Annotated in this window: 18 protein-coding genes; 17 read left to right on the top strand and 1 reads right to left on the bottom strand. The window is 39.5% G+C overall.

Going from position 1 to position 24,415, the window contains the following annotated elements:
• Nucleotides 1–28 precede the first annotated feature (28 nt).
• The 13 genes from sucC (at nt 29) to AAEY72_RS05220 (ending at nt 18,346) form a co-directional block, all read left to right on the top strand.
• The gene (sucC, locus tag AAEY72_RS05280) at nt 29–1,195 is read left to right on the top strand and encodes an ADP-forming succinate--CoA ligase subunit beta (RefSeq protein ID WP_240216310.1); all 1,167 of its coding nucleotides are present in this window, start codon (nt 29–31) and stop codon (nt 1,193–1,195) included.
• A 151-nt stretch (nt 1,196–1,346) separates the two neighbouring features.
• A complete protein-coding gene (sucD, locus tag AAEY72_RS05275) occupies nt 1,347–2,222 on the top strand; it encodes a succinate--CoA ligase subunit alpha (protein WP_110922029.1) in 876 nt (291 codons plus the stop codon).
• A 115-nt stretch (nt 2,223–2,337) separates the two neighbouring features.
• Entirely contained in the window at nt 2,338–3,336 is a 999-nt protein-coding gene (pseB, locus tag AAEY72_RS05270; RefSeq protein WP_352309724.1) for a UDP-N-acetylglucosamine 4,6-dehydratase (inverting), read from the top strand.
• Nucleotides 3,336–4,508 (top strand): UDP-4-amino-4,6-dideoxy-N-acetyl-beta-L-altrosamine transaminase, encoded by a 1,173-nt coding sequence (pseC, locus tag AAEY72_RS05265; RefSeq protein WP_352309723.1) that lies wholly within the window; start codon nt 3,336–3,338, stop codon nt 4,506–4,508. Before pseB ends, pseC begins: the two co-directional genes overlap by 1 nt.
• Complete coding sequence (gene pseF / locus AAEY72_RS05260; protein ID WP_352309722.1) at nt 4,501–5,190, top strand: pseudaminic acid cytidylyltransferase; 690 nt, start codon at nt 4,501–4,503, stop codon at nt 5,188–5,190. Before pseC ends, pseF begins: the two co-directional genes overlap by 8 nt.
• A complete protein-coding gene (pseG, locus tag AAEY72_RS05255) occupies nt 5,187–6,305 on the top strand; it encodes a UDP-2,4-diacetamido-2,4,6-trideoxy-beta-L-altropyranose hydrolase (protein WP_352309721.1) in 1,119 nt (372 codons plus the stop codon). Before pseF ends, pseG begins: the two co-directional genes overlap by 4 nt.
• A 58-nt stretch (nt 6,306–6,363) precedes the next feature.
• Nucleotides 6,364–7,272: a UDP-4-amino-4,6-dideoxy-N-acetyl-beta-L-altrosamine N-acetyltransferase gene (gene pseH, locus AAEY72_RS05250; protein ID WP_210540901.1), complete on the top strand. Its 909-nt coding sequence runs from the start codon at nt 6,364–6,366 to the stop codon at nt 7,270–7,272.
• A 1-nt stretch (nt 7,273) separates the two neighbouring features.
• On the top strand, nt 7,274–8,314 hold the full coding sequence (gene pseI, locus AAEY72_RS05245) for a pseudaminic acid synthase (protein ID WP_352309720.1): 1,041 nt from the start codon (nt 7,274–7,276) through the stop codon (nt 8,312–8,314).
• Nucleotides 8,315–8,334: 20 nt separating this feature from the next.
• Nucleotides 8,335–11,823, top strand: a complete 3,489-nt coding sequence (locus AAEY72_RS05240) for a capsular polysaccharide export protein, LipB/KpsS family (RefSeq protein ID WP_352309719.1) — start codon at nt 8,335–8,337, stop codon at nt 11,821–11,823.
• Entirely contained in the window at nt 11,816–14,029 is a 2,214-nt protein-coding gene (locus tag AAEY72_RS05235) for a polysaccharide pyruvyl transferase family protein (protein ID WP_352309718.1), read from the top strand. The genes AAEY72_RS05240 and AAEY72_RS05235 overlap by 8 nt, the downstream gene beginning before the upstream one ends.
• A 378-nt stretch (nt 14,030–14,407) precedes the next feature.
• Nucleotides 14,408–15,280 (top strand): UTP--glucose-1-phosphate uridylyltransferase, encoded by an 873-nt coding sequence (locus tag AAEY72_RS05230; RefSeq protein WP_352309717.1) that lies wholly within the window; start codon nt 14,408–14,410, stop codon nt 15,278–15,280.
• A 3-nt stretch (nt 15,281–15,283) separates the two neighbouring features.
• On the top strand, nt 15,284–16,951 hold the full coding sequence (gene pgi / locus AAEY72_RS05225) for a glucose-6-phosphate isomerase (RefSeq protein ID WP_352309716.1): 1,668 nt from the start codon (nt 15,284–15,286) through the stop codon (nt 16,949–16,951).
• Nucleotides 16,952–16,999: 48 nt separating this feature from the next.
• Nucleotides 17,000–18,346, top strand: coding sequence for a UDP-glucose/GDP-mannose dehydrogenase family protein (locus tag AAEY72_RS05220; RefSeq protein ID WP_352309715.1), 1,347 nt, complete (start codon nt 17,000–17,002; stop codon nt 18,344–18,346).
• Between the two features lie 94 nt (nt 18,347–18,440).
• Here the strand turns inward: AAEY72_RS05220 and AAEY72_RS05215 are convergent, their stop codons facing one another.
• A complete protein-coding gene (locus tag AAEY72_RS05215) occupies nt 18,441–19,928 on the bottom strand; it encodes a phosphohexomutase domain-containing protein (protein WP_352309714.1) in 1,488 nt (495 codons plus the stop codon).
• Nucleotides 19,929–20,110: 182 nt separating this feature from the next.
• On the opposite strand from AAEY72_RS05215, the gene mazG reads away from it, so the two are divergent.
• From mazG to folK, 4 genes are all read left to right on the top strand, one after another.
• Nucleotides 20,111–20,977 (top strand): nucleoside triphosphate pyrophosphohydrolase, encoded by an 867-nt coding sequence (mazG, locus tag AAEY72_RS05210; RefSeq protein ID WP_352309713.1) that lies wholly within the window; start codon nt 20,111–20,113, stop codon nt 20,975–20,977.
• A complete protein-coding gene (locus AAEY72_RS05205; protein ID WP_352309711.1) occupies nt 20,974–21,348 on the top strand; it encodes a ComEA family DNA-binding protein in 375 nt (124 codons plus the stop codon). Before mazG ends, AAEY72_RS05205 begins: the two co-directional genes overlap by 4 nt.
• Before the next feature lie 166 nt (nt 21,349–21,514).
• Nucleotides 21,515–23,821: a polynucleotide adenylyltransferase PcnB gene (pcnB, locus tag AAEY72_RS05200; protein WP_352309710.1), complete on the top strand. Its 2,307-nt coding sequence runs from the start codon at nt 21,515–21,517 to the stop codon at nt 23,819–23,821.
• The gene (folK, locus tag AAEY72_RS05195) at nt 23,814–24,344 is read left to right on the top strand and encodes a 2-amino-4-hydroxy-6-hydroxymethyldihydropteridine diphosphokinase (RefSeq protein WP_352309709.1); all 531 of its coding nucleotides are present in this window, start codon (nt 23,814–23,816) and stop codon (nt 24,342–24,344) included. The genes pcnB and folK overlap by 8 nt, the downstream gene beginning before the upstream one ends.
• The last annotated feature ends 71 nt before the right edge of the window (nt 24,345–24,415 follow it).

Here is a 24,415-nt window from a genome sequence, read left to right as displayed (position 1 = left end):
TAATTGTAAAAAATAAAGGATACAATCAATGAATTTACATGAGTATCAAGCAAAAGAGCTATTAAAAAGCTACGGTTTGCCGATTCAAGAAGGCATCCTCGCCTATAGTGGCGACGAAGCTGCTGCTGCTTTTGATAAAACGCCAACTGACATTGCGGTTATCAAAGCGCAAGTACATGCTGGTGGCCGTGGTAAAGCGGGCGGTGTAAAGCTGGTTAAAACTCGTGAAGAAGCCAAGCAAGTAACTGAAGAGCTAATCGGTACTAACCTAGTAACGTTCCAAACTGATGCTGATGGTCAGCCAGTAAATTTTGTATTAGTTGCAGAAGATATGTACCCAGTACAAACTGAGCTATATCTTGGCGCAGTGGTTGATCGTGCGACTCGTCGTGTTACCTTCATGGCATCAACCGAAGGTGGTGTTGATATCGAAGAAGTAGCAAACGAGACGCCAGAAAAAATCTTCAAAGTACATGTTGATCCTTTAGTTGGTCTAATGCCTTTCCAAGCGCGCGATGTTGCGTTCAAACTGGGTCTAGAAGGCAAGCAAATCAACCAGTTCGTTAAATTGATGACTGGTGCTTATAAAGCTTTTGTTGAAAACGACTTTGCATTAATGGAAATCAACCCATTAGCCGTTCGTGAAAATGGCGAAATCGTTTGTGTTGATGGCAAAATCGGTATCGATTCGAATGCACTATATCGTCTGCCTAAAATTGCAGCACTACAAGACAAAACTCAAGAAAATGAGCGTGAGCTTAAAGCAGCTGAGTTTGATCTAAACTATGTTGCCCTAGAAGGTAATATCGGTTGTATGGTTAACGGTGCTGGTCTTGCGATGGCGACCATGGATATCATCAAATTGTATGGCGGCAAGCCTGCTAACTTCTTGGACGTTGGCGGCGGCGCAACTAAAGATCGCGTTGTTGAAGCATTCAAGATCATTCTTGAAGACAGCAGCGTTGAAGGTGTTCTAATCAACATCTTCGGTGGTATCGTACGTTGCGACATGATTGCAGAAGCCATTATCGCTGCTGTTAAAGAAGTCGATGTACAAGTACCTGTCGTTGTACGTCTAGAAGGTAATAATGCTGAAAAAGGCTTACAAATTCTAGAAGAGTCTGGTCTTAAGCTGACTACAGCTCAAGGCCTAGCAGATGCCGCTCAAAAAATTGTCGATGCTGTAAAAGCATAATATATTTAAGGCATAGTCCTTAAAATATAAGCGTTTAAGCATAGTAGTCAACGCGTGATAGTGGCTTTTATATAGAAATTGACCATTAACATTGAATAAAAATGGTGTTGAGAGTCGCTATTACAAGACAACCGAATACAAGGAATAAATAATGAGTGTATTAATCGATAAAGATACCAAAGTATTGGTACAAGGTTTCACTGGTAAAAATGGTACGTTCCACTCTGAGCAAGCGATCGAATACGGTACTAAAGTAGTCGGCGGCGTAACGCCAGGTAAAGGCGGTCAAACGCATCTAGGCCTACCAGTATTTAATACTATGGCAGAAGCTATGGAAGCAACTCAAGCTGATGCTTCTGTTATCTATGTACCAGCACCATTTGTACTAGATTCTATCGTTGAAGCAATCGATGCTGGCGTTAAGTTGATCGTAGTGATCACTGAAGGCGTACCGACTATCGATATGCTAAAAGCAAAACGCTATCTTGAAGAAGCGGGCGATGTGCGTTTAGTTGGTCCTAACTGCCCAGGCGTCATCACTCCAGGCCAGTGCAAAATCGGCATCATGCCAGGCCATATTCATCAACCAGGTAAAGTGGGCATCATCTCACGCTCTGGTACATTGACTTATGAAGCGGTTGCTCAAACAACTAAGCTTGGTTTTGGTCAGTCAACTTGTATCGGTATCGGTGGTGATCCTATCCCTGGTATGAACCAGATTGACGCACTGAAATTGTTCGAAGCTGATCCACAAACTGAAGCTATTATCTTAATCGGTGAGATCGGTGGTACTGCTGAAGAAGAAGCTGCTGCTTATATCAAAGACCATGTAACTAAGCCAGTTGTTGGTTATATCGCTGGTGTTACGGCTCCAGAAGGCAAGCGTATGGGTCATGCTGGCGCTATCATCTCTGGCGGTCAAGGTACTGCTGAAGAAAAATTCAAAGCGTTTGAAGATGCTGGTATCGCGTATACACGTGACCCATCTAAGCTTGGCGAGAAGCTAAAAGAAGTTACTGGTTGGTAATTCAGAATTAATTCTGTAATGTAACTACTAAAACCATGTTGAAATATCAAGAAGACACCCCTACAATGGGGTGTTTTTTATTGATTTGATAATAGTGATTCTAGGGTGAGAAAAAATGTTAAGTAATTCAACGATTTTAGTGACAGGTGGCACAGGTTCTTTTGGACATAAATTTATTCCAATGACTCTTGCAAAGTATAATCCTAAGAAAATTATCATTTTCTCTAGAGATGAAATGAAGCAATGGGAAATGGCGAAGCTATTTGAGGGTGATGATCGAGTAAGGTTCTTTATTGGTGATGTGCGTGATAAAGAACGCTTATATCGAGCATTGGATGGTGTTGATTATGTTGTACATGCTGCTGCAACCAAAATTGTTCCAACAGCAGAATATAATCCTTTTGAATGTGTAAAAACAAACGTGCATGGGGCAATGAACTTGATCGATGCTTGCATAGATAAAGGTGTTAAAGGCGTAGTTGCATTATCAACTGATAAAGCAAGCAGTCCTATAAATCTATATGGTGCTACTAAACTCACTTCTGATAAATTATTTGTAGCAGGAAATGCTTATAGCGGTCAGCACGTGTCTAAGTTCTCTGTCGTAAGATATGGTAATGTGATGGGATCGCGTGGATCAGTAATTCCTTTCTTTTTGTCAATCAAAGAAAGAGGCGAGCTACCTATTACTGATGATCGTATGACACGTTTTATGATTACTTTGGAAGAAGGTGTTGAGCTTGTATGGCATGCTTTTGAAGATATGGAAGGTGGTGAGATTTACGTTAAAAAAATTCCATCAATGAATATTATGGACGTAGCAAAAGCTGTAGCACCAGAAGCTACAACTAAGGTAGTTGGTATTAGACCAGGTGAAAAACTACATGAGCAAATGATTGGCGCTGAAGACTCTTATTATACCTATGAGTATCCAGAGCATTTTAAAATCTTACCAACCATTAACAATTGGGGTCATTCACCTGAGAGAGTAAAAGACGGTAAATTAGTTCCAGAAGGTTTTGTTTATTCAAGCGATAACAACACAGAATGGATGCCAAGAGAAGAACTTGAGTCTTGGATAAAAGAAAATAAAGATAATATTGGTAAAATATAATGGAATTTATCCCATACGGTCGCCAAAATATTACAGAGGAGGACATTGACGCAGTCGTCAATGTTCTTAAATCTGACTATTTAACGCAAGGTCCTAAAGTACCAGAATTCGAAAATGCAATTAAAGAGCATTGCAATGTCGAATATGCTTTGGCAATGAATAGTGCTACTTCAGCCCTTCATGTTGCATGTTTGGCTTTAGATGTTGGCAAAGATGACATTGTTTGGACGACACCCATTACATTTGTAGCATCTGCAAATTGTGCTTTATATTGTGGTGCTACTGTAGATTTTGTAGATATTGACCCGAAGACTTATAACTTGTCCATTCAAGCGTTGAGAGAGAAGTTACAGGCTGCTAAAATAGAAAGTAAGCTACCAAAAGTGGTTATCCCTGTACACTTATGCGGCCAGCCTTGTGATATGGAGAGTATATATGCGCTTTCTAAGGAGTATGGGTTTTCTATTATTGAAGATGCCTCTCACGCAATAGGCGGCAATTATAAAAATGAACCTATTGGTAGTTGTCAATATTCAGACATCACGATATTTAGTTTTCATCCAGTGAAAATTATCACGACTGCTGAAGGTGGTGTAGCTACCACTAACGGTAAATATCTAGCACAAAAAATGGACTTATTACGTAGCCATGGTATTACTCGCGACTATGAGTTGATGACACATGAACCTGATGGCCCTTGGTATTATCAACAAGTTGACTTGGGTTATAACTATCGGATGACAGAAATGCAGGCAGCACTTGGGGCCTCGCAAATAAAAAGATTACCAAGTATCACAAAAAGTCGTCATGAAATTGCAAATAGATATGATGTGAAATTAGCCAGTCTTTCCGTGACTGTGCCTTTTCAAATTGAAAAGTCTTATTCTGGACTTCATCTTTATGTAATTAGATTAAAGCTTGGTGATATTAAAGCGACACACTTAGAAGTATTCAATGCTTTACGTGCAGCCAATATTGGGGTCAACCTTCATTACATTCCTGTCCATCTTCAGCCTTATTATCAAAAGCATTTTAATTTCCAAATGGGTGACTTCCCACAAGCGGAACAGTACTATAAAGAAGCTATTAGTTTACCTTTATACCCAGATTTAACTGAAGAGCAACAGGATTATATTGTTGAAACTTTAGAAGGCGTATTAAAAAATGACTAACATAGCAGTAATACCTGCCAGAGGAGGAAGCAAACGGATACCACGGAAAAATATTAAAACGTTCCATGGCAAGCCATTGATCTCTTACTCAATAGAAGCGGCAATGAAAAGTGAGTGCTTCGATAGAATCATTGTTTCTACTGATGACGAAGAAATAGCAGAAATATCTATAAAATTTGGCGCTGAGGTACCGTTTTTTCGTAGCAACGATCTATCTAATGATTTTGCAGGAACTACTCCAGTGATTCAAGACACTATCTTGCAACTTGATGATAATAATATTGAATATATATGCTGTATCTATGCGACAGCACCTATGTTGTCGTACCAAGATATACGTTCAGGATTGAATTCCATTACATCGGAAAAAGACTGTAACTATGCTTTTAGTATTACTACTTATGATTTCCCGGTTCAACGTTCCTTATTATTGAATCAGCAAAACAAGGTGGCAATGCACAATCCAAACCTATTTAATAGTCGTTCCCAAGATTTAGAAGAATGTTGGCATGATGCAGGGCAATTCTATTGGGGTACTAAAGATGCTTGGGAAAAAGGGTTACCCATCTTTAGCTCAAATGCTATAGGTCTAAAGCTTCCTCGACATCGCGTACAAGATATTGATACTTTAGAAGATTGGCATATGGCGGAAATGCTGTATCAAATTTGGAGCAAGGATTGAGAACGATAGGTTTTAGAGTTGACGTAGCTGAGCATATAGGAACAGGTCACTTACAACGTTGTCTTACATTAGCTCGTGAATTTAGGAAGATTTCCATCTCGAGCATTTTCTTTGTCAGAGAATACGATAAAGAATTGTTGAGTTTAATCACTATTAGTGATTTTATTTATCATGTCATTGGGTATTCTTCGTTGGAAAATATTTCTGAAGATCATTCATATTGGTTAGGAGTTTCTCAGGAACAAGATGCTCAAGAGTTCATTTATGCTGTTTCTGAGCAACCCATAGATATGATAATCATTGATCATTACTCACTTGATAGCGTTTGGGAAGACATGGTAAAAGATACAGTATCTTTACCTGTAGCAGTAATTGATGACCTAGAAAACCGCAAGCATACTTGCGATTTACTGATTGATCAAAATTACTGGCCCAATCCCAACTCTAGATATGATGGTTTGGTATCTAGCCATTGTTTACGGTTATTGGGCCCAAAGTATGCTCTGCTTAGAGATGAATTCATTTCTTTACGAGAGCCAAAAATGCAAAAATCTTCAAATAAACTTGAGACTGTATTAGTAAACTTTGGAGGCGTTGGTAATCTGCGAGTCTGGAAATCCTTTTTACCTGCTCTAGTTAAATGCCATAAGTTTAATTTTCATGTTATCACTGGCAAATTATCTTCAGAAGATTTTCATTACTGTGAAAATATAGTCAAACAGTCCAAGCATATATTTTTAGAAGAGAAAACTGATCAGATGTCATATTTAATGAAAAGTAGTGATTTTGCTTTGGGTGCTTGTGGTTCTACAGTATGGGAAAGATTCTGCTTAGGGCTAAATTCAGCCTTGATCGATGTGGCAGATAATCAAAAAGATTTGGTAAGCTATTTACATGAAAGAAATTTAATAGATTACCTAGGCAGCTTGGATAATATAACGGTAAATTCTATATCCAAATATCTTACTGATCTATCGATGAATAGTTTGAAATATCAAAAGCGTAGAAAAGAGATTATGCAGCTAGTAGATGGTATGGGCGCAGATAGAGTAGCAAAAAATATCATGCTTATTCACTCCAATAAGTATAATGAAAGAGTTTTAGGTACAATTTAGATAGATATAGGTCGGCCATACTGTATATAAATAACTAGAATAGTTAAGGGATCTAAATATGTTTAAAGGTAATTTTCGCAAATTAGTTGATGAAGACATTAATAGACTATATGAGTGGAGAAACAGAGATGAAATCCGATTGAATATGTACAATCACGATATTATAGACTATGAAACTCATGTATCTTGGTTTAATAAAGTGGGGCAGGATAGTACTAATCAATATTTTATTTACGAGCAAGATGGCAATCCTCTAGGATTAGTTTCTTTTACTAATATTGATAGTTCTAATAAAACTGCTTCATGGGCTTTTTATTCCGCAAACGTTTCGATAAGAGGAATCGGTTCTGAAATGGAAAGGTTAGCGCTTGATTATGCCTTTAAACACTTAGAGTTAAATAAGCTTTATTGCGAAGTTCTTGATTTTAACTTCCCTGTAGTTAAGTTTCATCGTAAGCATGGCTTCAAAATTGAAGGTATCAAGAAACAGCATTATTGTAGAGATGGTAAATATTATGATGTATATCAGTTGTCACTATTCAAAAAAGATTATGATAAAATCTCTAAAGACGATTTTAAACCGAGTATCAACAAATACTATAAATGGAATTTTTCGGTAGAATCTTCTAAAATTGACATTTTTGCTGATTTTTCAGGGGATAATAATCCAATTCATATTCAAGATGAGTCTGCAATAGAATTGGGGTTTGAGGGTAGAATTGCTCATGGAGCAATTTTAGTTGCTGAAATTTCACGAGTAGCTGCTTCAGATTATCCTGGACCCAACACTATCTATGTGGGCCAAGATCTAAAATATTATTCACCTGTTTATCCAGATATGGAAATAATTGGTCAAGCAAGTTTACTCACTCAAATAGGTAGATATTGTCTTATTGAATACAAGATGTTTGATAAAGATAACAAGCTATTGATGACAAGCCTTTCTGAATTCTTAATAGGTAAATAATATGAAAATTAACGATAGAAACATTGGTAGAAACTTTTCTCCTTATATTATTGCTGAAATGTCAGCAAATCATAATGGTGATATCGAGAACGCATTTCGAATAATCGAAATGGCTAAGCGTTGTGGAGCTGACGCAGTGAAAATGCAAAGTTATACGGCTGATACTATTACTTTGAACTCTAATAGAGATGAGTTCAAAATTAAAGGCGGTTTGTGGGAAGGCCAAACATTGTATGAGCTGTATCAATCTGCTTATACTCCATGGGAATGGCATAAACCTTTGTTTGATCGAGCCAGATCGATTGGTATTACTATGTTTAGCTCGCCGTTTGATACTACTGCAGTTGATATGCTAGAGGACTTGAATACGCCAGCATACAAAATCGCAAGCTTTGAAGCGATTGACTTACCACTTATTAGGTATGTTGCTCAAACAGGCAAACCTATGATTATATCGACTGGTATGGCAAATAATGAGGAGATAGCGGAAGCCATTGAAGCTGCGCGAAGTGGTGGTTGTGAGCAGCTGGCAATCTTACATTGTGTCAGTGGTTATCCAGCACCATCTAGTGATTATAATCTAAGAACCATAGTAGATATGCAGCAGCGCTTTGGATTATCGACAGGGCTGTCCGATCATACATTGGATAACACTACAGCGATAGCTAGTGTGGCTCTTGGTGCCAATATCATAGAAAAGCATGTAACCTTAGACAGAAGTGGTGGGGGTCCTGATGATAGCTTTTCTTTAGAAGCGTCTGAATTGCAGCACTTATGTGATGCTAGTCGTATATGTTGGGAAGCATTAGGTGAAGTAGATTATGGTCATAAATCGAGTGAGAAAGCCAACGTACAGTTTAGAAGATCATTATACTTTGTAAAACCATTAAAAGCAGGAGATATCATTACTCCTGACTCTATCAGAAGTGTAAGACCAGGTTTTGGGCTACCTCCCAAGATGTTGGAAAATATTATTGGCAAAACAGTATCAGTCGATGTTGATTATGCTACGCCTGTGACATCCGAAGCTATTGCAAAGTAATATAGTAGAGTATATCAAGTATGATAGATAAACAGTCCAAAGCCCATCAGAAATCCGAGTTAGCCGAGTATTTTTCAAAACGTACTCAAAATCATTGGAAAAAAAAAGTACCAACTGGTAAAGACTATCAATTCGTAGTTCATGACCCTTATGAAATATTTGGAGAAGATAGTGGTTTTGAAAAGCTATATTTGGTAGGAAAAAACTGGGTAGAAGGTACAGATAAGCCTATAGCAGTTGCTATAGGTTGTAATGACTGGAAGTTTGGATTCATTGCAGATTATTTAGATGAATTTAGAGTAGCATTTGCACCGCGTAAATTAACAAACTATAAAATGATAGGCGTAATGCAGCGTTTATCTATCAAACCTGAAGTAATAGTAATATGGGGCTACAATGAAAGCACATTTTTAAACAGGTATATAAGCTATAAAAACATAGATATATGGCGTGTAGAAGATGGCTTTATACGTTCAGCCAACCTTGGTGCTAGTGGGGCTACTCCATACTCGCTCGTTTTTGATAAGTCCGGCTTATACTATAATTCTAATAATCCTTCTGACGTTGAAAAAATTCTAAATAGCCATGATTTTAATATTAATAGCAATCTAACAGAAGAAGCGTCCAAGCTTTTACAACTCATTATAGATCTAAAAATATCTAAATATAATCCTCCAGCTATATTTCATGATACTAGTCTTAAATTAAAGAAAAGAGTGCTAGTCATTGGACAAGTAGATAATGATGCATCAATTCGATACGGTAATCCTGATAAATGGACTATGGAGGATATGGTTCGGCTAGCTAAATATGAGCACCCAGACGCAGAAATACTTTATCGACCTCATCCAGAAATATTCAAAGGGTTTCAAGAATCTAATTTTAAGAACACCAATGTAGAGCTTTTTGCTGAAATATTATCGCCTGATGAGCATATTATTGAACTATTAGAGAGAGTAGATCATGTTTATACTATTACCTCACTTACAGGGTTAGAAGCCTTATTAAGAGGTAAGACAGTAACTGTCTTAGGAAAGCCCTTCTATGCAGGATGGGGTCTGACAGACGATAGATGTATATTCGAATCAGATAGACGTACAAGGCAGCTTACATTGTTGGAATTGTTTGTTGGTGCTTATCTAATATATCCGAGATACATAGTAGGGGTTAAAGAGCAGTCTAATGATAATATATATCCATTATTCACTACTATACACAAAATACGTAGTGAAATATTACAGTTGACCTACCAAGCTGATTACAAAGATATATTAGATGATAGCTTAGAGACTTCTATACAACTTAATGTTCAGCACGCCTTGAGAAATATTTCTACTTGTAATAGTAAATCATATCAAGAAATATTCATTTTTTTTAAGCCTTACATAATAGATGATTTTGTATTGAATTACATTTGGAGTGAATTACCACAAGAGAGCAAGCAGGGTTTTTTGCGTGCTATATTGAATATATGTGATCAAGATATCATTATTGAGTTTTTATATGATATAAAGGATCAGATAGATCACTTGCTCCTAAGTGAACTAATATCCAACTTCTTCCCCAACCATAAAAATATAAGCTTGGGCGAAGTTGAAGAGTTTTTTAAAGAATTTAATGCCTTAGTTAATGAACCTCATCCACAGCAGAAAATCCTTATAGAAGAACAAAGCTTAGATGAAAGCTTGAACGAGTCGGATTTTAAAGAGCAAAACTTTATAGAGAAAAATTACAAACTAAGTAAGCTATTAACAAGCCAGCTTAATTTTTTTAGTTCAAGAAATGATTATGTTCAATCACTAGTAATTATCAAAAAGCTCATACGGTTAACAGCTAGTTCAACAGTTAAAATTAATCACCTTAATGTAGCTTCAAGAACTTTATACAATAAGTTTAGCTTCAATCAGTCCTTGGGTGTTAGCTTGTTATCAATGATGGTTAATATAGAGAAGAACAATAGGAGAGCACTAAATCAGTTTATCGATAATAAGTTCATAATTGAAAATTATAATATTCCAGCACTTATAGATGAAATATTATTATCTATAAAATTAAATCCAGAGCTAATCTCTAAGTATCGTGTTTTAACTGGTAGGAATTCTGTTTGGTTTGATATTATTGGGTCTAGCGCTTATTTAAGTACTGATAAAACCATATCTAGATTAATGGGGTTAATCGAACATGGGGATTATATCGCTTCTAAAAAACTGTTTTTAGAGTTATACAACTCAAAAAATACAAGACCTGATAAATTACTTAAGGTCTATACGGATTTTCTGCATTCTGAAGGACAGGATATAGAAGCTATAAATATACTAGAAAACTATTTAAAGTTCAATACGAGTGAATTTATTATAAAACAGTTAATACGTTTGAACATATTCATCGGTGATTTTGATAAAGCAGAAGAATATATAAACTATTGTATTAATATAGGGATGGAACTGAACTCTACATTTAGTATGCCAGTTTTACAACAAAGAGGTAGGATTGGTGAGGCATACGCGTGCTATATCAATGAAAACTTTACCAATGATATTGGTTTTTTATTAGGAAACAAGTTCAGAGAAGCTAACAATATTTCTGATATTGGCGCTAAAGATAATAGTTTGATATTAGCTGTTTACGGGCCTGGTGATGAAATCAGGTTTATGTCTATCTATAACGATTTTGAACAAGCTTATTTATCAAAAGCATTTACTATTTCATGTGATTATAGACTATATAATATTCTTTGTAGGTCTTTTAAAAATATAGATTTTTTACCTATTCGTAGAACAAGAGGCTTTAATAAAAACTACCCAGTATGTGATTATGATCGACTGCCTTCTACTACGCTTACTACTATTTTAGATAATTCTGCATTTGACAAGATAGTTGATTACGATAAAGTATATCTGGTCACAGATTTTGTAGGAAAATTTAGAGAAAGTTACTCAGACTTTACTGGTAAAAAGTATCTTTATGCTGATGTTGATCTAATTGATAAATATAAGCAACGTTTACAATCTTACAAGACATCTGGTAAAAAATTAGTGGGGTTAAATTGGAGAAGTAGCTTAACGAATTTTACTCGTATGGAGCATTACCTAGATATAGAACAATTACAGCCTCTTTTTACAAATGATAATATTCAGTTTGTAAACTTGCAATATGATGATTGTACCGAAGAGTTAGTATGGTTGGAACGTAAATTCCCTGGAAAAATGATCAATTTTAGTGATATTGATCAATATGATGATCTGGACGATGTAGCAGCTTTAATGATGTGCCTAGATTTAGTTATTGCACCTGCTACAACAGTCGCAGAATTAGCAGGCGCTTTAGGCGTAAATACTTGGTTGTTTTCTAATTCTTCACAGATTTTATGGAGAAAAGTAGATGATAAGGCGACCGATGTATGGCACAACTCAATGACTATTGTAGATGTCCCAGATAAAGGTGATAAAAATGTATTGGTCAGCGAGTTAACAATGAGACTTAATAATTTTGGTTTTTCTGATGAGTAGTATTATTTATCTTAATTACACAGCGATTGACCCTCATATAGGCTGTATTGGAGTATGCTATGCTCATTTAACATCTCTATTTAGTAGAAACATAGTAGTAGAAACCTATAGTAATTCTCAGATCAAGCAGTATTGGAAGGGCGATCGCCCTTCTTCTCTTGAATACATACAAAATAGTGCAATAGCTAATAGACTTTACGCATGTGATGGAATAGTGATAAATGGTGAAGGTACCTTGCATCATAATAGAGGTTTATTTTTGTTGGCTATAGCCGAGTATGCAATAAATATTGGTAAGCCAGTTTTTTTGATCAATGCTACCATACAAGAAATTGACGGTTTTGATGATGTTTTTGGGAGGTTTACTGACTTAGCTGTGAGAGAATTTGCTTCTTATGATTACCTGCGTCGTAAGGGCATTGAATGTCGACTAACGGTTGATAGTATAGTAAACGCGGATTTTAGTAATGACACTAATATGGACTTCAATTCAAAAATAGTAGTTAATGATTGGCATCCTCACGTAGAATCAGTTGTTTATCCTATTGTTAGCAAAGTCCAAGCTGATTATGATGTTTTATATTATCCATTACAAAATAACAAAGCCTATGAAAGCTGGCAGCACACTGTTGCTAATTATCAAACAGCAGAGTTGATTATAGCACCTAGATATCATTCAATTTATCTTAGTGGGCTAGCAGGTAAACCTTTCGTAGCTTTACCTTCTAATTCTCATAAAGTGGAAGGTATCATAAAATCATCTGGTCTTCCCTTACCAATATGTTCTCATCCAAGAGATCTTGAAGGTTTTATAAATCAGGCTCTGAAGAGTCGAAGGTTATATGAAGAATTTAAAGAGTTTTTAGAAGAAAGTAAAAATAAGGATTTTGAAGTTTTTGATAATTACTATGGTTTACCTCTTGAAAGCTATATCCTAAAAAGTACTAGGGTCATTAATCAGTGGCATGAAAAGATTGCTAACCATCATAGTATATCTGAGTCTAATTTCTATAAAGATTTACTAAGAAAAGATATGCTTTTAAGTAAAAATAGCTTAGCAGTTAAAAATGATGTTATAAAAAATCGTCTCTATACTATTTATTATAAAAAATATAGCACTATTTTTATAAAGGATAGTAATTTAATATTTAATTCGGCCCTTGCAGCTTACGGGGTAAGAGACTTTGTTGCTTCTGAAAAACTATTTCAGCTATTGATCGACTTAAATGCCAAACTTGCTTATAAATACTTAGAGTATCTATATATGGATCTAGATCGTTATCCTGAAATATTGGATGCTGCATCTAAAAACATGGATGATTGGAACCAAGCTAAATACATCTACTTACTTCATAGTCATAAAATGCAAGAGGCTTGGGAGCTACTACATTTTCGACCTTTCAGTAAAAATTTGATTGAAAAGGGAAGCCACTATTCCCTTCATTTAGATACTCAGAAAATCACAGTGATAATGGAAGGTGGTATTGGTGATCAAGTTAAGCAATCATTAGTATTCAAACCTCTCAGTGAAAATTTTTTTGAAATAAGTATAGTCTGCGATGCGAGACTAATAGCACCTTTTAAGAGAGTAAATCCCAATTTTAGTTATATAGATCAAAATGATTTTCTGAATGATCACTGTGTGATGGTGCCAGCTCAAGATTTGTTTCGCTATTTCAGGCACGATTTAGAAGATATTTATTTAACTTTAAAGGTTGATAAAAACTTGAAAGAATATTGGTCCACTTTATTTAATAGTTTTGGGAAGAGTAAAATAATTGGTGTGTGCACAGGTACGGAGATAAGTACTCCCGAGAGAATAGCTAATATATTCTCAGCTAAAAATTATAATAAAATATTTGAAGTGTACAATGATTTTTTGTATGTAAACATTGGTATACCAAAATTTAATAATATCAACGTATATGAACCGAAAATAGATAAAAAAAATGACATTGAAAATGTTTTATCGATAATAGAGTGTTGTGATTTCATAATAACACCTCCGAATAGTTTGCTGGATATCTGCGGCGGTTTAGGAAAAAATGTTATCGCCATTTCTACTGGTAATAAATTTATTTGGCGATTTGATAAAGATTATCATGATATATATCATAAGAACACTAAATGGGTTGTGACGAAAACGGTGGATAAGAAGACCATAACCATACATAAATGCATCAGTATTATTGAAACGATGTTATGATTGAGAATGTATTGCTTAATAAATTCTTGTATTATTTTGACGTCATTAATTTTCACATTATCGACTAGAAAAGCAATTGCTTAGTGAGGGATACCCTCAAAGTAACATGTCATTCGGTAATTCTCCTAAGAATAAGGGCACTTGAAAGTAAAGATTAACTGCTCAGACGTCATCAGCAGGAGATTATCATCAAAAAGTCACGCTTTACTGGTAAAGCTTTGAGCTCAGTATTTATTGTCCTATCAGTGCATTGCTAATGCTCCCTATGAATTAACCGTTCTTTTGCCTTGCAGTTAATACAGCAATCCATTCGCAGTTCAAAACTATATGTATAGCTCTCTTCCATATTTGTTTTATCTTATAATGTAACCTCTTCTTATGAAAAAAATCACTCACGCCGTTATACCCGTTGCAGGCTTTGGCACACGTATGCTACCGCTATCTAAATCTGTGCCAAAAGAGCTATTGCCACTAGGTAATCGTCCCGCTATCCATTATGTCGTCGAAGAGGCGATTGCTGCTGGTATTAAGCATATTGTCTTGGTTGGTCATGCACAAAAAAGTGCGATCGAGAATTACTTCGATATCAATGCTGAGCTGGACAGTCAGATTAGAGCGAAAGGTAAAGACGCGCTGGCGGATAGCTTAAACTGGTTACCAGACGATGTGACAGTCTCTATGATACGCCAAGGCAAGGCATTAGGTTTGGGTCATGCGGTACTCGCGGCTCGCCCCATTATTGGTGAGCATGATTTTGCCGTATTATTGCCCGACGTTGTGCTTGATCCGTTTACCAATGATATGACTGCTGATAATTTAGCCTTTATGATTGATGCTTTTGCCAACGATGCACACTCACAGATATTGGTCGATAATGTTGCCGATGAAGATGTGCATAAATATGGTATTGCTAAGCTGAGCGACGCTATTGAGATTGATGAGCAATCAGATACTAATACTAGCTTTAAAGTCGCAGGATTTGTAGAAAAACCTAGTTTAGCAGAAGCCCCCTCAAAGCTAGCTGTTGTAGGACGTTATGTCTTTAGCAATCAAATCTTTGACTATTTGACTAATACCAAAGCCTCGGTCGGTGGTGAAATTCAGCTGACCGATGCTATCGATGCCTTGATTAGCGAATACGGCGTGAATGTCACAACCATGCGTGGCGACAGCTATGATGCTGGTGACATGCGTTCATATATGCAGGCGTTTATCTATTTTGCCGAGCAACAATTAGCAGGCGATGAATAGCTGATGAATGAAATAAAGGGCGATAACGCTTACAACAGTGCTCGAAATTCTACCTACTGGCAGCAATTGCAAACGCTTGCGAAGCAACCATGGTCATTGGCAGCCTTGTTTGCGCAAGATGATAATCGTGCTGAGCGCTTTAGTATGCAAGCTGGCGCGCTATATATGGACTATAGCAAGCAATGTATCGATGAGCAGGTGCTGGCAAGTTTATTACAGCTAGCCGATAGTTGTGAATTGTCCACACGGATTGATGCACTCATGCAAGGCGCTATGGTGAATACCAGTGAAGAGCGAGCAGCCTTGCATACGGCACTACGTTTGCCCGAGACGGCAGAGCTGAAAATTGGTGACCAAAATGTCGTCTCTGACGTCCATCATAGTCTTTCACAAGTAGCGCGGTTATCTGAACGTATCCGCAACGGTACATGGCGTGGATTTTCGGGTCAAGCCATCACGGATGTGGTTAATATTGGCGTCGGTGGCTCTGATCTTGGACCGCTCATGGCGACTACCGCGCTGGACGAGTGGGCAGATACAGACATTGAAGTACATTTCGTCTCCAACATGGACGGTACTCAGCTTGATAATCTGCTCAAGCATCTTAATCCTGAGACCACCTTGTTTATCATCTCGTCCAAATCCTTTGGCACGGTTGATACGTTATCTAATGCTAAGACGGCATTATCATGGCTGCTTGCCACTGCCAAGCTGCGCGCTGGTACGGAAGACAGTGTGTTACGTCGTCACTTTATTGGCATATCGGCCAATAGTGAAAAAATGAGTGCGTGGGGTATCCATCCAGAGCATCAGCTACAGCTTTGGGAGTGGGTTGGCGGTCGATTCTCTTTATGGTCGGCGATAGGACTTGCGATTGCCATTCGTATTGGTATGGCGGGTTTTAAAGCATTATTAGCTGGTGCGCATAGTATGGACGAGCACTTTGCGCAAGCTGATTTTTCAGAGAACCTGCCAGTATTATTGGGTTTGCTTGCTGTTTGGAACAGTACTTTTTTACAGGTGAATGCCCATACCGTACTGCCGTATGATGGTCGTCTCAGCTATTTGCCAAGCTACTTAACTCAATTAGAGATGGAGAGTAACGGTAAATCGGTCACCCAACATGGCGATCATATTGACTATGATACTTGCCCGATTCTATGGGGTGAAATTGGCTCCAATGCTCAGCATGCGTTTTATCAGTTGCTACATCAAGGCACACAGCAGGTGTCTTGTGACTTTATTGCTTGTGTGCGTCGCTATAGTGGTCAGATGAAAAATGCGCCATTACAACAGCAGCATGAGCTGTCCTTGGCCAATTGCTTGGCGCAAAGTCGGGTGCTGGCCTTTGGTAATGCTGCGCTCCAAGAGTCTGAGGTGCAAGTAGCGTCTGCTGCGGCAAAATATAAATACTACCGTGGCAATCAGCCTTCAACCACGCTGCTGATCGATGAGCTGACGCCGCATAGTTTGGGAGCGCTGGTTGCGCTTTATGAACACAAGGTCTATGTGATGGCCAGTATCTGGGATATTAACCCGTTTGATCAATGGGGCGTTGAGATGGGCAAGCAGATGGCAGAATCTGTACATCAAGCCATGCAGCAAGAGGTAAGCGGTCAATTTGATACCTCTACCGATCAACTATTAAAGCATATCAAGCGTTGGTCTTAACGTTACTCGCATACTGATATTAATATAAACATATCGAAAGGTCGTTCTATGTCAGATGAACTGAGTCATAAATGTAAAAAACCGTCCGTCTGCGTGCTCGTTGGTCATAGTATTGAGGCCATTACCAGTGCCGTGGTGCTGGCAAGCTTGGGTCAGACTGTTCATTTATATGCAGACGTAGCGATGCTAGAGCGGCAGTTGCAGCAATATAGCTTTGAGCATCACTTGCAAGCGCTGTGGCAAATGTATGAGCAGCAGCAAATCATTCTAAGTAAAGCGTTGCCAGATAGTGCTGATACATTAATAAAAGGCTATGAATCAGTAGGTCATGACGAAGCGAATACTCAAAGCATTGTGGCACTTTATTGGTTGTTTTTAGACAGTATCAAGCCAGTATGGGCAGAAGACAGCTGGATTACCGCATTCAACCACAGCCATCAACAGGCGCTGCCTGTGATTATGAGTGGTATTGAGAAACTAGGCATTGTCTCAGTACTCGCTCAGAATTTGCAGCGCGCGTGGGTATATTATGTGCCGTTTGTATTCTTGCAAGACGGTGATGCTTATAGCTCGATGCTGAACCCTGCATTGTGGTTACTCGGTGAAAAAACAGCCAACAGTAGCCAGCATCTAGAAGTATTGAAGCCGTTAATGCAGCATGCGCATGCCGCTCATCATGCTGATATCGCAACGATAGAGTTTGCCCGTAGCAGTATCATGGCGATGCTCGCGACGCGAGTGAGTTTTATGAATGAGATGTCACGCTTGGCTGACAGTCAGCAGGTTGATATCAAGCAAGTCAGTCGTATTATGGGGCTAGATGAGCGTGTCGGTAGCAGCTATCTGCAAGCAGGCTGGGGCTTTGGAGGCAATACATTGCCGACCGAGCTGGCTAAATTACAGCAGTCGAGCGTGAGTCATAGTTTAGATATGCCGCTGTTACAGTCAGTCATGCACATCAATGAAGACCAAAAAGAGCTGATATTCCGTAAATTCTGGCAATATTTTGATGGCTTTATTGATAATAAAACGGTGATGGTTTGGGGCGGTAGTTATAAATCAGGCTCTGGACGTACTGCAGGCTCAGCCATACATCCATTACTAGCATTGCTGTGGTCTTATAATATTCGTACTTTGGTGTATAGCGATAAAGCACAAGATGAACTTGCCGCGCTTTATCAGCAGCAACCATTATTGCAATTGATTAATACTCCTTATCAGCAGCTAAATGCCGCACAGGCTGTTTTTATCGTTAGTTGGTCGCCACAAGATCAACTAGATATTGCCAAGCTTAATCAACAGGCGATGCCAGTATTTGATGCGCAAAATGTAATGACACGCTCGCAGATAGATAGTTTAGTGGGCGACTATTTAGGTATTGGTCGGTCTAAATAGTTCTATTCAATTTTGTTTATTGCTAAAAAAGCTCGCTGATAATAATCAGCGAGCTTTTTTTGATTTTAAGTAGGGCGTATTAAACGGTATGGATTTACGCTGGTACAGCACCTTTCGCCGCTAGCCACTGTTGAACTTCTTGAGTTTTAATAGCCAGCAGTTCTTTATCACCACGACTTTCGATGTTTAATCTGATCAGCGGTTCGGTATTGGAAGCTCGCAGATTAAAGCGCCACTCGCCAAAGTTAAGGCTCAAGCCATCAAGCATTGATTTGGTTGGATTTTCGCTGCTAAATTTTTCCTCAATAGCGCTAATAATCATTGGCGCATCATGAGTGGTGAGACGAAAATTAAGCTCGCCTGAACTTGGATAAGCTTGAATATAGCCGCTGACCAATTCTGACAAGGTTTTACCTGTGACAGACAATAGCTCGATGGTGAGCAGCCAAGGAATCATACCGCTGTCACAATAGAAAAAGTCGCGAAAGTAGTGATGGGCAGACATCTCGCCGCCATAAACAGCGCCAGAATCACGCATGACTTGCTTAATAAATGAATGTCCAGATTTACTGATGACAGCCTTACCATTATGCTCTTTAATCACTGCCTCAGTATTGTAAATGACACGTGGATCGTAGACGATTGACTCATTTGGGTACTTATTCAAAAACGTTTGTGCAAGCATGCCTACCACATAGCTACCATCGATAAATTCACCATGTTCATCGAATAGAAAGCAGCGGTCAAAGTCGCCATCAAAAGCAATACCAAGGTCGGCTTTATTTTCCAAAACCGCGTGTTGAGTCGCGACTCTATTGGCTTCAATCATAGGATTAGGGATGCCATTAGGGAAGCTGCCATCTGGTGTATGATGCAGTTTAATCACTTCAATGGGTGCGCCCGCTTGCGCAAGTTGGTCAATTAATAAATCAACGACGGGTCCCGCACTGCCATTACCTGAGTTAATAACCAGTTTCAGCGGTTTTAATTTATCGGTATCTATAAAGCTGATGACGTGATTAACATAAGCACTTTTATCAGTCAATAATTGCAACGTTCCTGATTGGTTTTCAGTGGTGAATTGCCCAGATTCTGCCAATGCTTGAATCTCTGCTAAGCCATCATCAGCGCTAATGGGTTTTGAGTGTTCTTTAACCAGTTTTAAGCCATTATAATTGATAGGGTTATGACTGGCAGTGACTTCGATGCCACCCAACGCCTGATAGTGACTGGTGGCAAAATACACCTCTTCTGTACCGCTCATGCCCAAGTCAATCACGTCGATACCCGCATCTATAATACCAGCGATGGTCGCTTGTTTTAATTGCTCGCTTGAATGGCGAATGTCACTACCAATAACGATGGCAGGTTTTAGAGTTGCCATGTCATTGTCATGAGCCTTAACCGAAGCATGATAACGCTGAGATAAAATCTGTGCAAAGGCACGACCAATACGATAAGCAATGGCTTCGTTTAGATTTACCCCAAGCTCGCCGCGAATATCGTAAGCCTTAAATGAATCAATAATAATAGGATTAAATGCAGTTTCTGGCTGATAAAAAATGGTCGCAGACGTAGACATAATGATAAAATTCCTTGCGCGTGTGCAATGATAAAATAATAAAGTAGATAGCACGATTATAAGCCAATCAAGGTTCAATGATACACTAAGCGTTCAATGATGAATAAGACACGCAGCAATCGTTATTGATTAAATTTATACTAACCTACCAAATAAAATAATAAACGAAACGAGTATCCCTCATGAGCAGTCAAAACAATAAAATAGCAGCGCCTGCACCAGTACAAGGAACGCCAACTGCCAGTGGTGAATTAGACGATTTATTGGCTTTGATGGCACGGCTACGTGTTGACTGTCCGTGGGACAAAAAGCAAACCAATCACAGCCTAATTCCTTATGCGATCGAAGAAGCTTATGAGCTAGGTGAAGCGGTACAGAGTGAGGATGATGAGGATATCAAAGGCGAGCTTGGTGATGTGCTGCTACAAGTTGTTTTCCATTGTCAGATGTATGCGGAGCAAGGTCGCTTTGATATGAGCGATGTTATCGCCACTTTACAAGAAAAGCTCATTCGTCGTCACCCGCATGTGTTTGAGGCTGAAACCCTCGAAGATGACGTGGCAGTAAAATTACGCTGGGATGAGATTAAAGCGGAGGAGCAGCAAGCGCGCGAGGCACGAGGTAAACCCAAACGTCGTCTAGACAATACCAAAGCGGGTAGTGCGCTCATGCAGGCACAAGATGTACAAAAGCAGGCATCAAAACTTGGATTTGATTGGGAAGGCGTTGCAGGGGCAGTGGATAAGCTGGATGAAGAGATTGCCGAGCTAAAGAGTGAATTGATAGATAAATCTAAAACTGAAGTCAAAAAAAATATCAGAGAGGTTGAAAAGGAGCTGGGCGATTGTATGTTTGCATTAGTCAATGTCGCCCGTAAATTGAACCTTGATGCAGAAGCAGCAACGCTGACGTGTGTGCATAAATTTAAGTCACGTTTTGGTTATATTGAAGCGCAACTGGCGGCAGCTGGCAAGCGTTTAGAGGACAGCGACATAACAGAAATGGATGCATTATGGGAAGCGGCGAAACGATATGAACGATCATCATGAACGCTCATTCTAAAGTCTCGTTTACCAGTTTAGTCAAGACTGCTATTTTAGGTTATGTTTTGGCTATTCTGATGCTTAACAATGCTAATGCTGTGCCCTGTTTTGATAATCCTCAAAGTGCTTATGATTATCTTTTATCGCAAGAAAATGCCAAAACTCAAGCGCGTGAGCAATATACCGTGAATATCAATCGTGCCAGCGAAGGCGAGCTGGTTTCGCTAAATGGTATTGGTAGTAGCAAAGCCCAAGCGATTATTTTATATCGTGAAATGTTCGGTAGTTTTAAGACAGTAGATGAGTTAGCAAAGGTCAAAGGTATTGGTGCAAAAACGGTTGAGAAAAATAGAAGACGTTTAAGTGTGCAGGATTAATGGCCGTGTTTTGCATTAATTAACCCTAATATTGACAAAATAGCACGTAAGTACATGTCATAACGCACCCAGCGCGCGCAAAATTTGTTAAACTAGTGAGTACATCCGCCTGATAAACGCTGTGTTCGTCAGGGGTGGTTAAAGAATACCGGCGAGGAGTAGATGCATGGCCGAGCGTGCCGCCAAGCAGTTAGAACTGAATAAATCTGAATTACCCAATTCCATTACTGAAGTAATTGCCACCTTGACCCGAGCTGGGTTTGACGCCTATATCGTCGGTGGCGGCGTGCGCGATACCTTATTGGGTCTGCGGCCCAAAGACTTTGATGCTGTCACTGACGCCAAGCCGCATGAGATTAAAGACGTCTTTGGCAAGCGCTGCCGTATTATCGGTCGCCGCTTTCAGTTGGCGCACGTGTATTCAGGCCGTGAGCTGATTGAGGTCGCTACCTTCCGTGGCCCGCCCACCAGCAGTGGCACCACCAATCAAGATGGTATGATCCTGCGTGATAATGTTTGGGGCGATATCCAGCAAGATTTCTCTCGTCGTGATTTTTCGATCAATGCGCTTTATTATCAGCCACTTAAAGGTGTGGTTCATGATTTTTGCGGTGCGCTTGAAGACATTGATAATAGGATCATTCGTCTGTTAGGTCATGCGCCGGTTCGTATTGAAGAAGATCCAGTACGCTTATTACGGGCGTTACGTTTTAAAGCCAAGCTCGGTTTTGAGTTTGATGAGGCATTGTCTGAGCAATTTCATGATGGTAATTGGGCGCTGCTTGAGCAAATATCACCGCACCGTCTCTATGATGAAACGCAGAAAATGTTTACGGGTGGCTATCTGGTGCCATTGTTGCCGTTATTGTTTGAATCGGGTGCGATTGATAGCTTAATTATTTATCCACCATCTGAGCCCAGTCCTTTAGTAAAACAAGTGGCTATCAATACGGATAAACGTATCGCGGCAGGCAAAAGTATCAACCCAGCATTTTTCTACGCAGCCATATTATGGGAAAACTACCTGCATCAGTTAGAAAAAGCCAAAAAGCGCAATATGCCATTTGCTGAAGCGCAGATGCATGCGGCTGGTAAAGTCATCGATCGTCAACGCATCAAGACCGCTATTCCTAAATTTGCAGAGCAGTTTATCCGTGATATTTGGATATTGCAGCCAAAACTAGCGGCTCCGCGTAGTAAACAAATCGTTCAGCTCTCTGAGCACCCACGCTTCCGTGCGGGCTTTGACTTTTTACTATTGCGCGAACAGTGCGGTGATGCTGAGCATCCGCTATCCGAATCGACCAATGATATGGGCGACTGGTGGCAAACGTATCAAACCTTGTCTGAACAAGAGCAAGAGCAAGCGATTGATGATTTCGATGAAAATATTCGTCGCGGTGCCTATAAGAAAGGGCAGCGAGGGCGCGGACGTAATCGCCAAAAGCCAGAGTCAAATATAGTGGATGAATCGATGTCTAATCAAAACAACACTAAGCGTAGCAAAGCCAATGGCAGCACTGATAAGCATAGCACTGAAAATCACAGTACTGAGAAAAATGGTCATGAACAAGCCGTGGTAAATGATTCGTCAAATATCCCCTCACGCCGTCGCCGCGCTGCCAGCCAATCTACTTCTGCCAAGCAGTTTAGTGGTAATAAAGATAAAGGTCATGACTCGCAGCAGGTAAAACAAGACAGTAATGAGCTTGCTCAGCTACAGCAGTTGTCTCTTGCTAATACCAGCAGTCAAACTGCAAATAAACGCCATCACTCTAAGCCTGCGCCATTGTTTGTCATCGAGCACGCAAACGTCGTGCCGCCATTACAAAAGCAGCTATCACCTGCTGATAAGCCTAAGCAACGTCCAGAGCCTGTGCAGAAAAAGTCAGCTACTAAGAATGCATCAGCTGATAAAGATGGACACAATCAGAATGCAAAAACTGATAGCAAGGCTGATCGTTCAAATAAGACCCAGCAGCCTAAGGATAAACAGCCAGAGGTTACGTCACCTGCTGCTAATGCCTATCCTACCCGTTCGGTAGCAAGAACGCCTGCGCTCGTCACTATGAACAATGAGCCGATACCGCATAAACGCTGTCGCCGTCAGCCAAGTGTAGACAATACTAATCTTGCTGACAGCACCGAGAAGCAAGTAGCTGCTAATAACACCGATAAAACTGAAGCGGAGTACACCAAGAAAGCACCTAAGCCAGCAGCTCAGTCTACTAGTAAAGCTAAAAAAACAGTAGAACCTGCAGCAACTAAGACGGCAGGGAATAAGACAGAAGCTAATAAAGCGACTGTATCTGCGAAAGCTAAGAAAGCAGCAGAGGCTAGGTCTACTAAGAACAGTCAAAATGCTGATAGCAAATCGTTGGCCGGTCAAGTGAGTAATAATAAAATGGGCGATAATAAAGGCCCAGTACCATCGAAACGTCGCCGTCGCCAGCCCAGTACCGATAATGTCTAGTATTGCTGACGATGTGGATAATGTTGATTGGGCAACCTGCTATGTGGGCTTGGGTAGCAATCTAACCAATGAGTTGGGTTCGCCGGTAGAACACTTACAGCAGGCATTGCAAGGGTTACGAGAGCATAAGCAGATACGCGAGGTTCAAGCTTCCTCATTTTATGCGTCGGCGCCTATGGGGCCACAAGATCAGCCTGACTTTGTTAATGCAGTGGCTGGTTTTAAGACGATATTGACCCCCTTTGAGTTGCTCGCATTTTGTCAGCAGCTAGAAGAGCAGGCTAAGCGGGCACGCTTACGACGTTGGGGTGAGCGTAGTCTGGACGTCGATATCTTGTTATATGGCGACACGCGAATTACCGAGCCGCAGCTAACCATACCGCATGCTGGACTGCTTGAGCGTAATTTTGTCTTGTTACCGCTGCGAGAGTTAGCCTCAGCGCTCATCATTGATGGTATATCGATAGATGATTATCCATCTAGTAAAGATTGGACAGGGTTAAAATTATTATCAAGCGACTGATAAATTTTGGGTCATAGGCACGATAATAGTTAAAGGTATTTATAACTAAAGGCATTGAAGATTAATCGAGG

Origin of the sequence: Psychrobacter sp. W2-37-MNA-CIBAN-0211 (assembly GCF_040309405.1) — a bacterium.
Taxonomy (GTDB): Bacteria; Pseudomonadota; Gammaproteobacteria; order Pseudomonadales; family Moraxellaceae; genus Psychrobacter; species Psychrobacter glaciei.
Note: the sequence above shows the minus strand (reverse complement) of the source record. Positions and strands in the feature narration are given on the sequence as shown.

What these genes read in the sequence shown, in the direction of transcription:
- sucC (WP_240216310.1), top strand. Translation starts at nt 29, where the DNA reads ATGAATTTACATGAGTATCAAGCAAAAGAGCTATTAAAAAGCTACGGT.
- sucD (WP_110922029.1), top strand. Translation starts at nt 1,347, where the DNA reads ATGAGTGTATTAATCGATAAAGATACCAAAGTATTGGTACAAGGTTTC.
- pseB (WP_352309724.1), top strand. Translation starts at nt 2,338, where the DNA reads ATGTTAAGTAATTCAACGATTTTAGTGACAGGTGGCACAGGTTCTTTT.
- pseC (WP_352309723.1), top strand. Translation starts at nt 3,336, where the DNA reads ATGGAATTTATCCCATACGGTCGCCAAAATATTACAGAGGAGGACATT.
- pseF (WP_352309722.1), top strand. Translation starts at nt 4,501, where the DNA reads ATGACTAACATAGCAGTAATACCTGCCAGAGGAGGAAGCAAACGGATA.
- pseH (WP_210540901.1), top strand. Translation starts at nt 6,364, where the DNA reads ATGTTTAAAGGTAATTTTCGCAAATTAGTTGATGAAGACATTAATAGA.
- pseI (WP_352309720.1), top strand. Translation starts at nt 7,274, where the DNA reads ATGAAAATTAACGATAGAAACATTGGTAGAAACTTTTCTCCTTATATT.
- AAEY72_RS05240 (WP_352309719.1), top strand. Translation starts at nt 8,335, where the DNA reads ATGATAGATAAACAGTCCAAAGCCCATCAGAAATCCGAGTTAGCCGAG.
- AAEY72_RS05235 (WP_352309718.1), top strand. Translation starts at nt 11,816, where the DNA reads ATGAGTAGTATTATTTATCTTAATTACACAGCGATTGACCCTCATATA.
- AAEY72_RS05230 (WP_352309717.1), top strand. Translation starts at nt 14,408, where the DNA reads ATGAAAAAAATCACTCACGCCGTTATACCCGTTGCAGGCTTTGGCACA.
- pgi (WP_352309716.1), top strand. Translation starts at nt 15,284, where the DNA reads ATGAATGAAATAAAGGGCGATAACGCTTACAACAGTGCTCGAAATTCT.
- AAEY72_RS05220 (WP_352309715.1), top strand. Translation starts at nt 17,000, where the DNA reads ATGTCAGATGAACTGAGTCATAAATGTAAAAAACCGTCCGTCTGCGTG.
- AAEY72_RS05215 (WP_352309714.1), bottom strand. Translation starts at nt 19,928, where the DNA reads ATGTCTACGTCTGCGACCATTTTTTATCAGCCAGAAACTGCATTTAAT.
- mazG (WP_352309713.1), top strand. Translation starts at nt 20,111, where the DNA reads ATGAGCAGTCAAAACAATAAAATAGCAGCGCCTGCACCAGTACAAGGA.
- AAEY72_RS05205 (WP_352309711.1), top strand. Translation starts at nt 20,974, where the DNA reads ATGAACGCTCATTCTAAAGTCTCGTTTACCAGTTTAGTCAAGACTGCT.
- pcnB (WP_352309710.1), top strand. Translation starts at nt 21,515, where the DNA reads ATGGCCGAGCGTGCCGCCAAGCAGTTAGAACTGAATAAATCTGAATTA.
- folK (WP_352309709.1), top strand. Translation starts at nt 23,814, where the DNA reads ATGTCTAGTATTGCTGACGATGTGGATAATGTTGATTGGGCAACCTGC.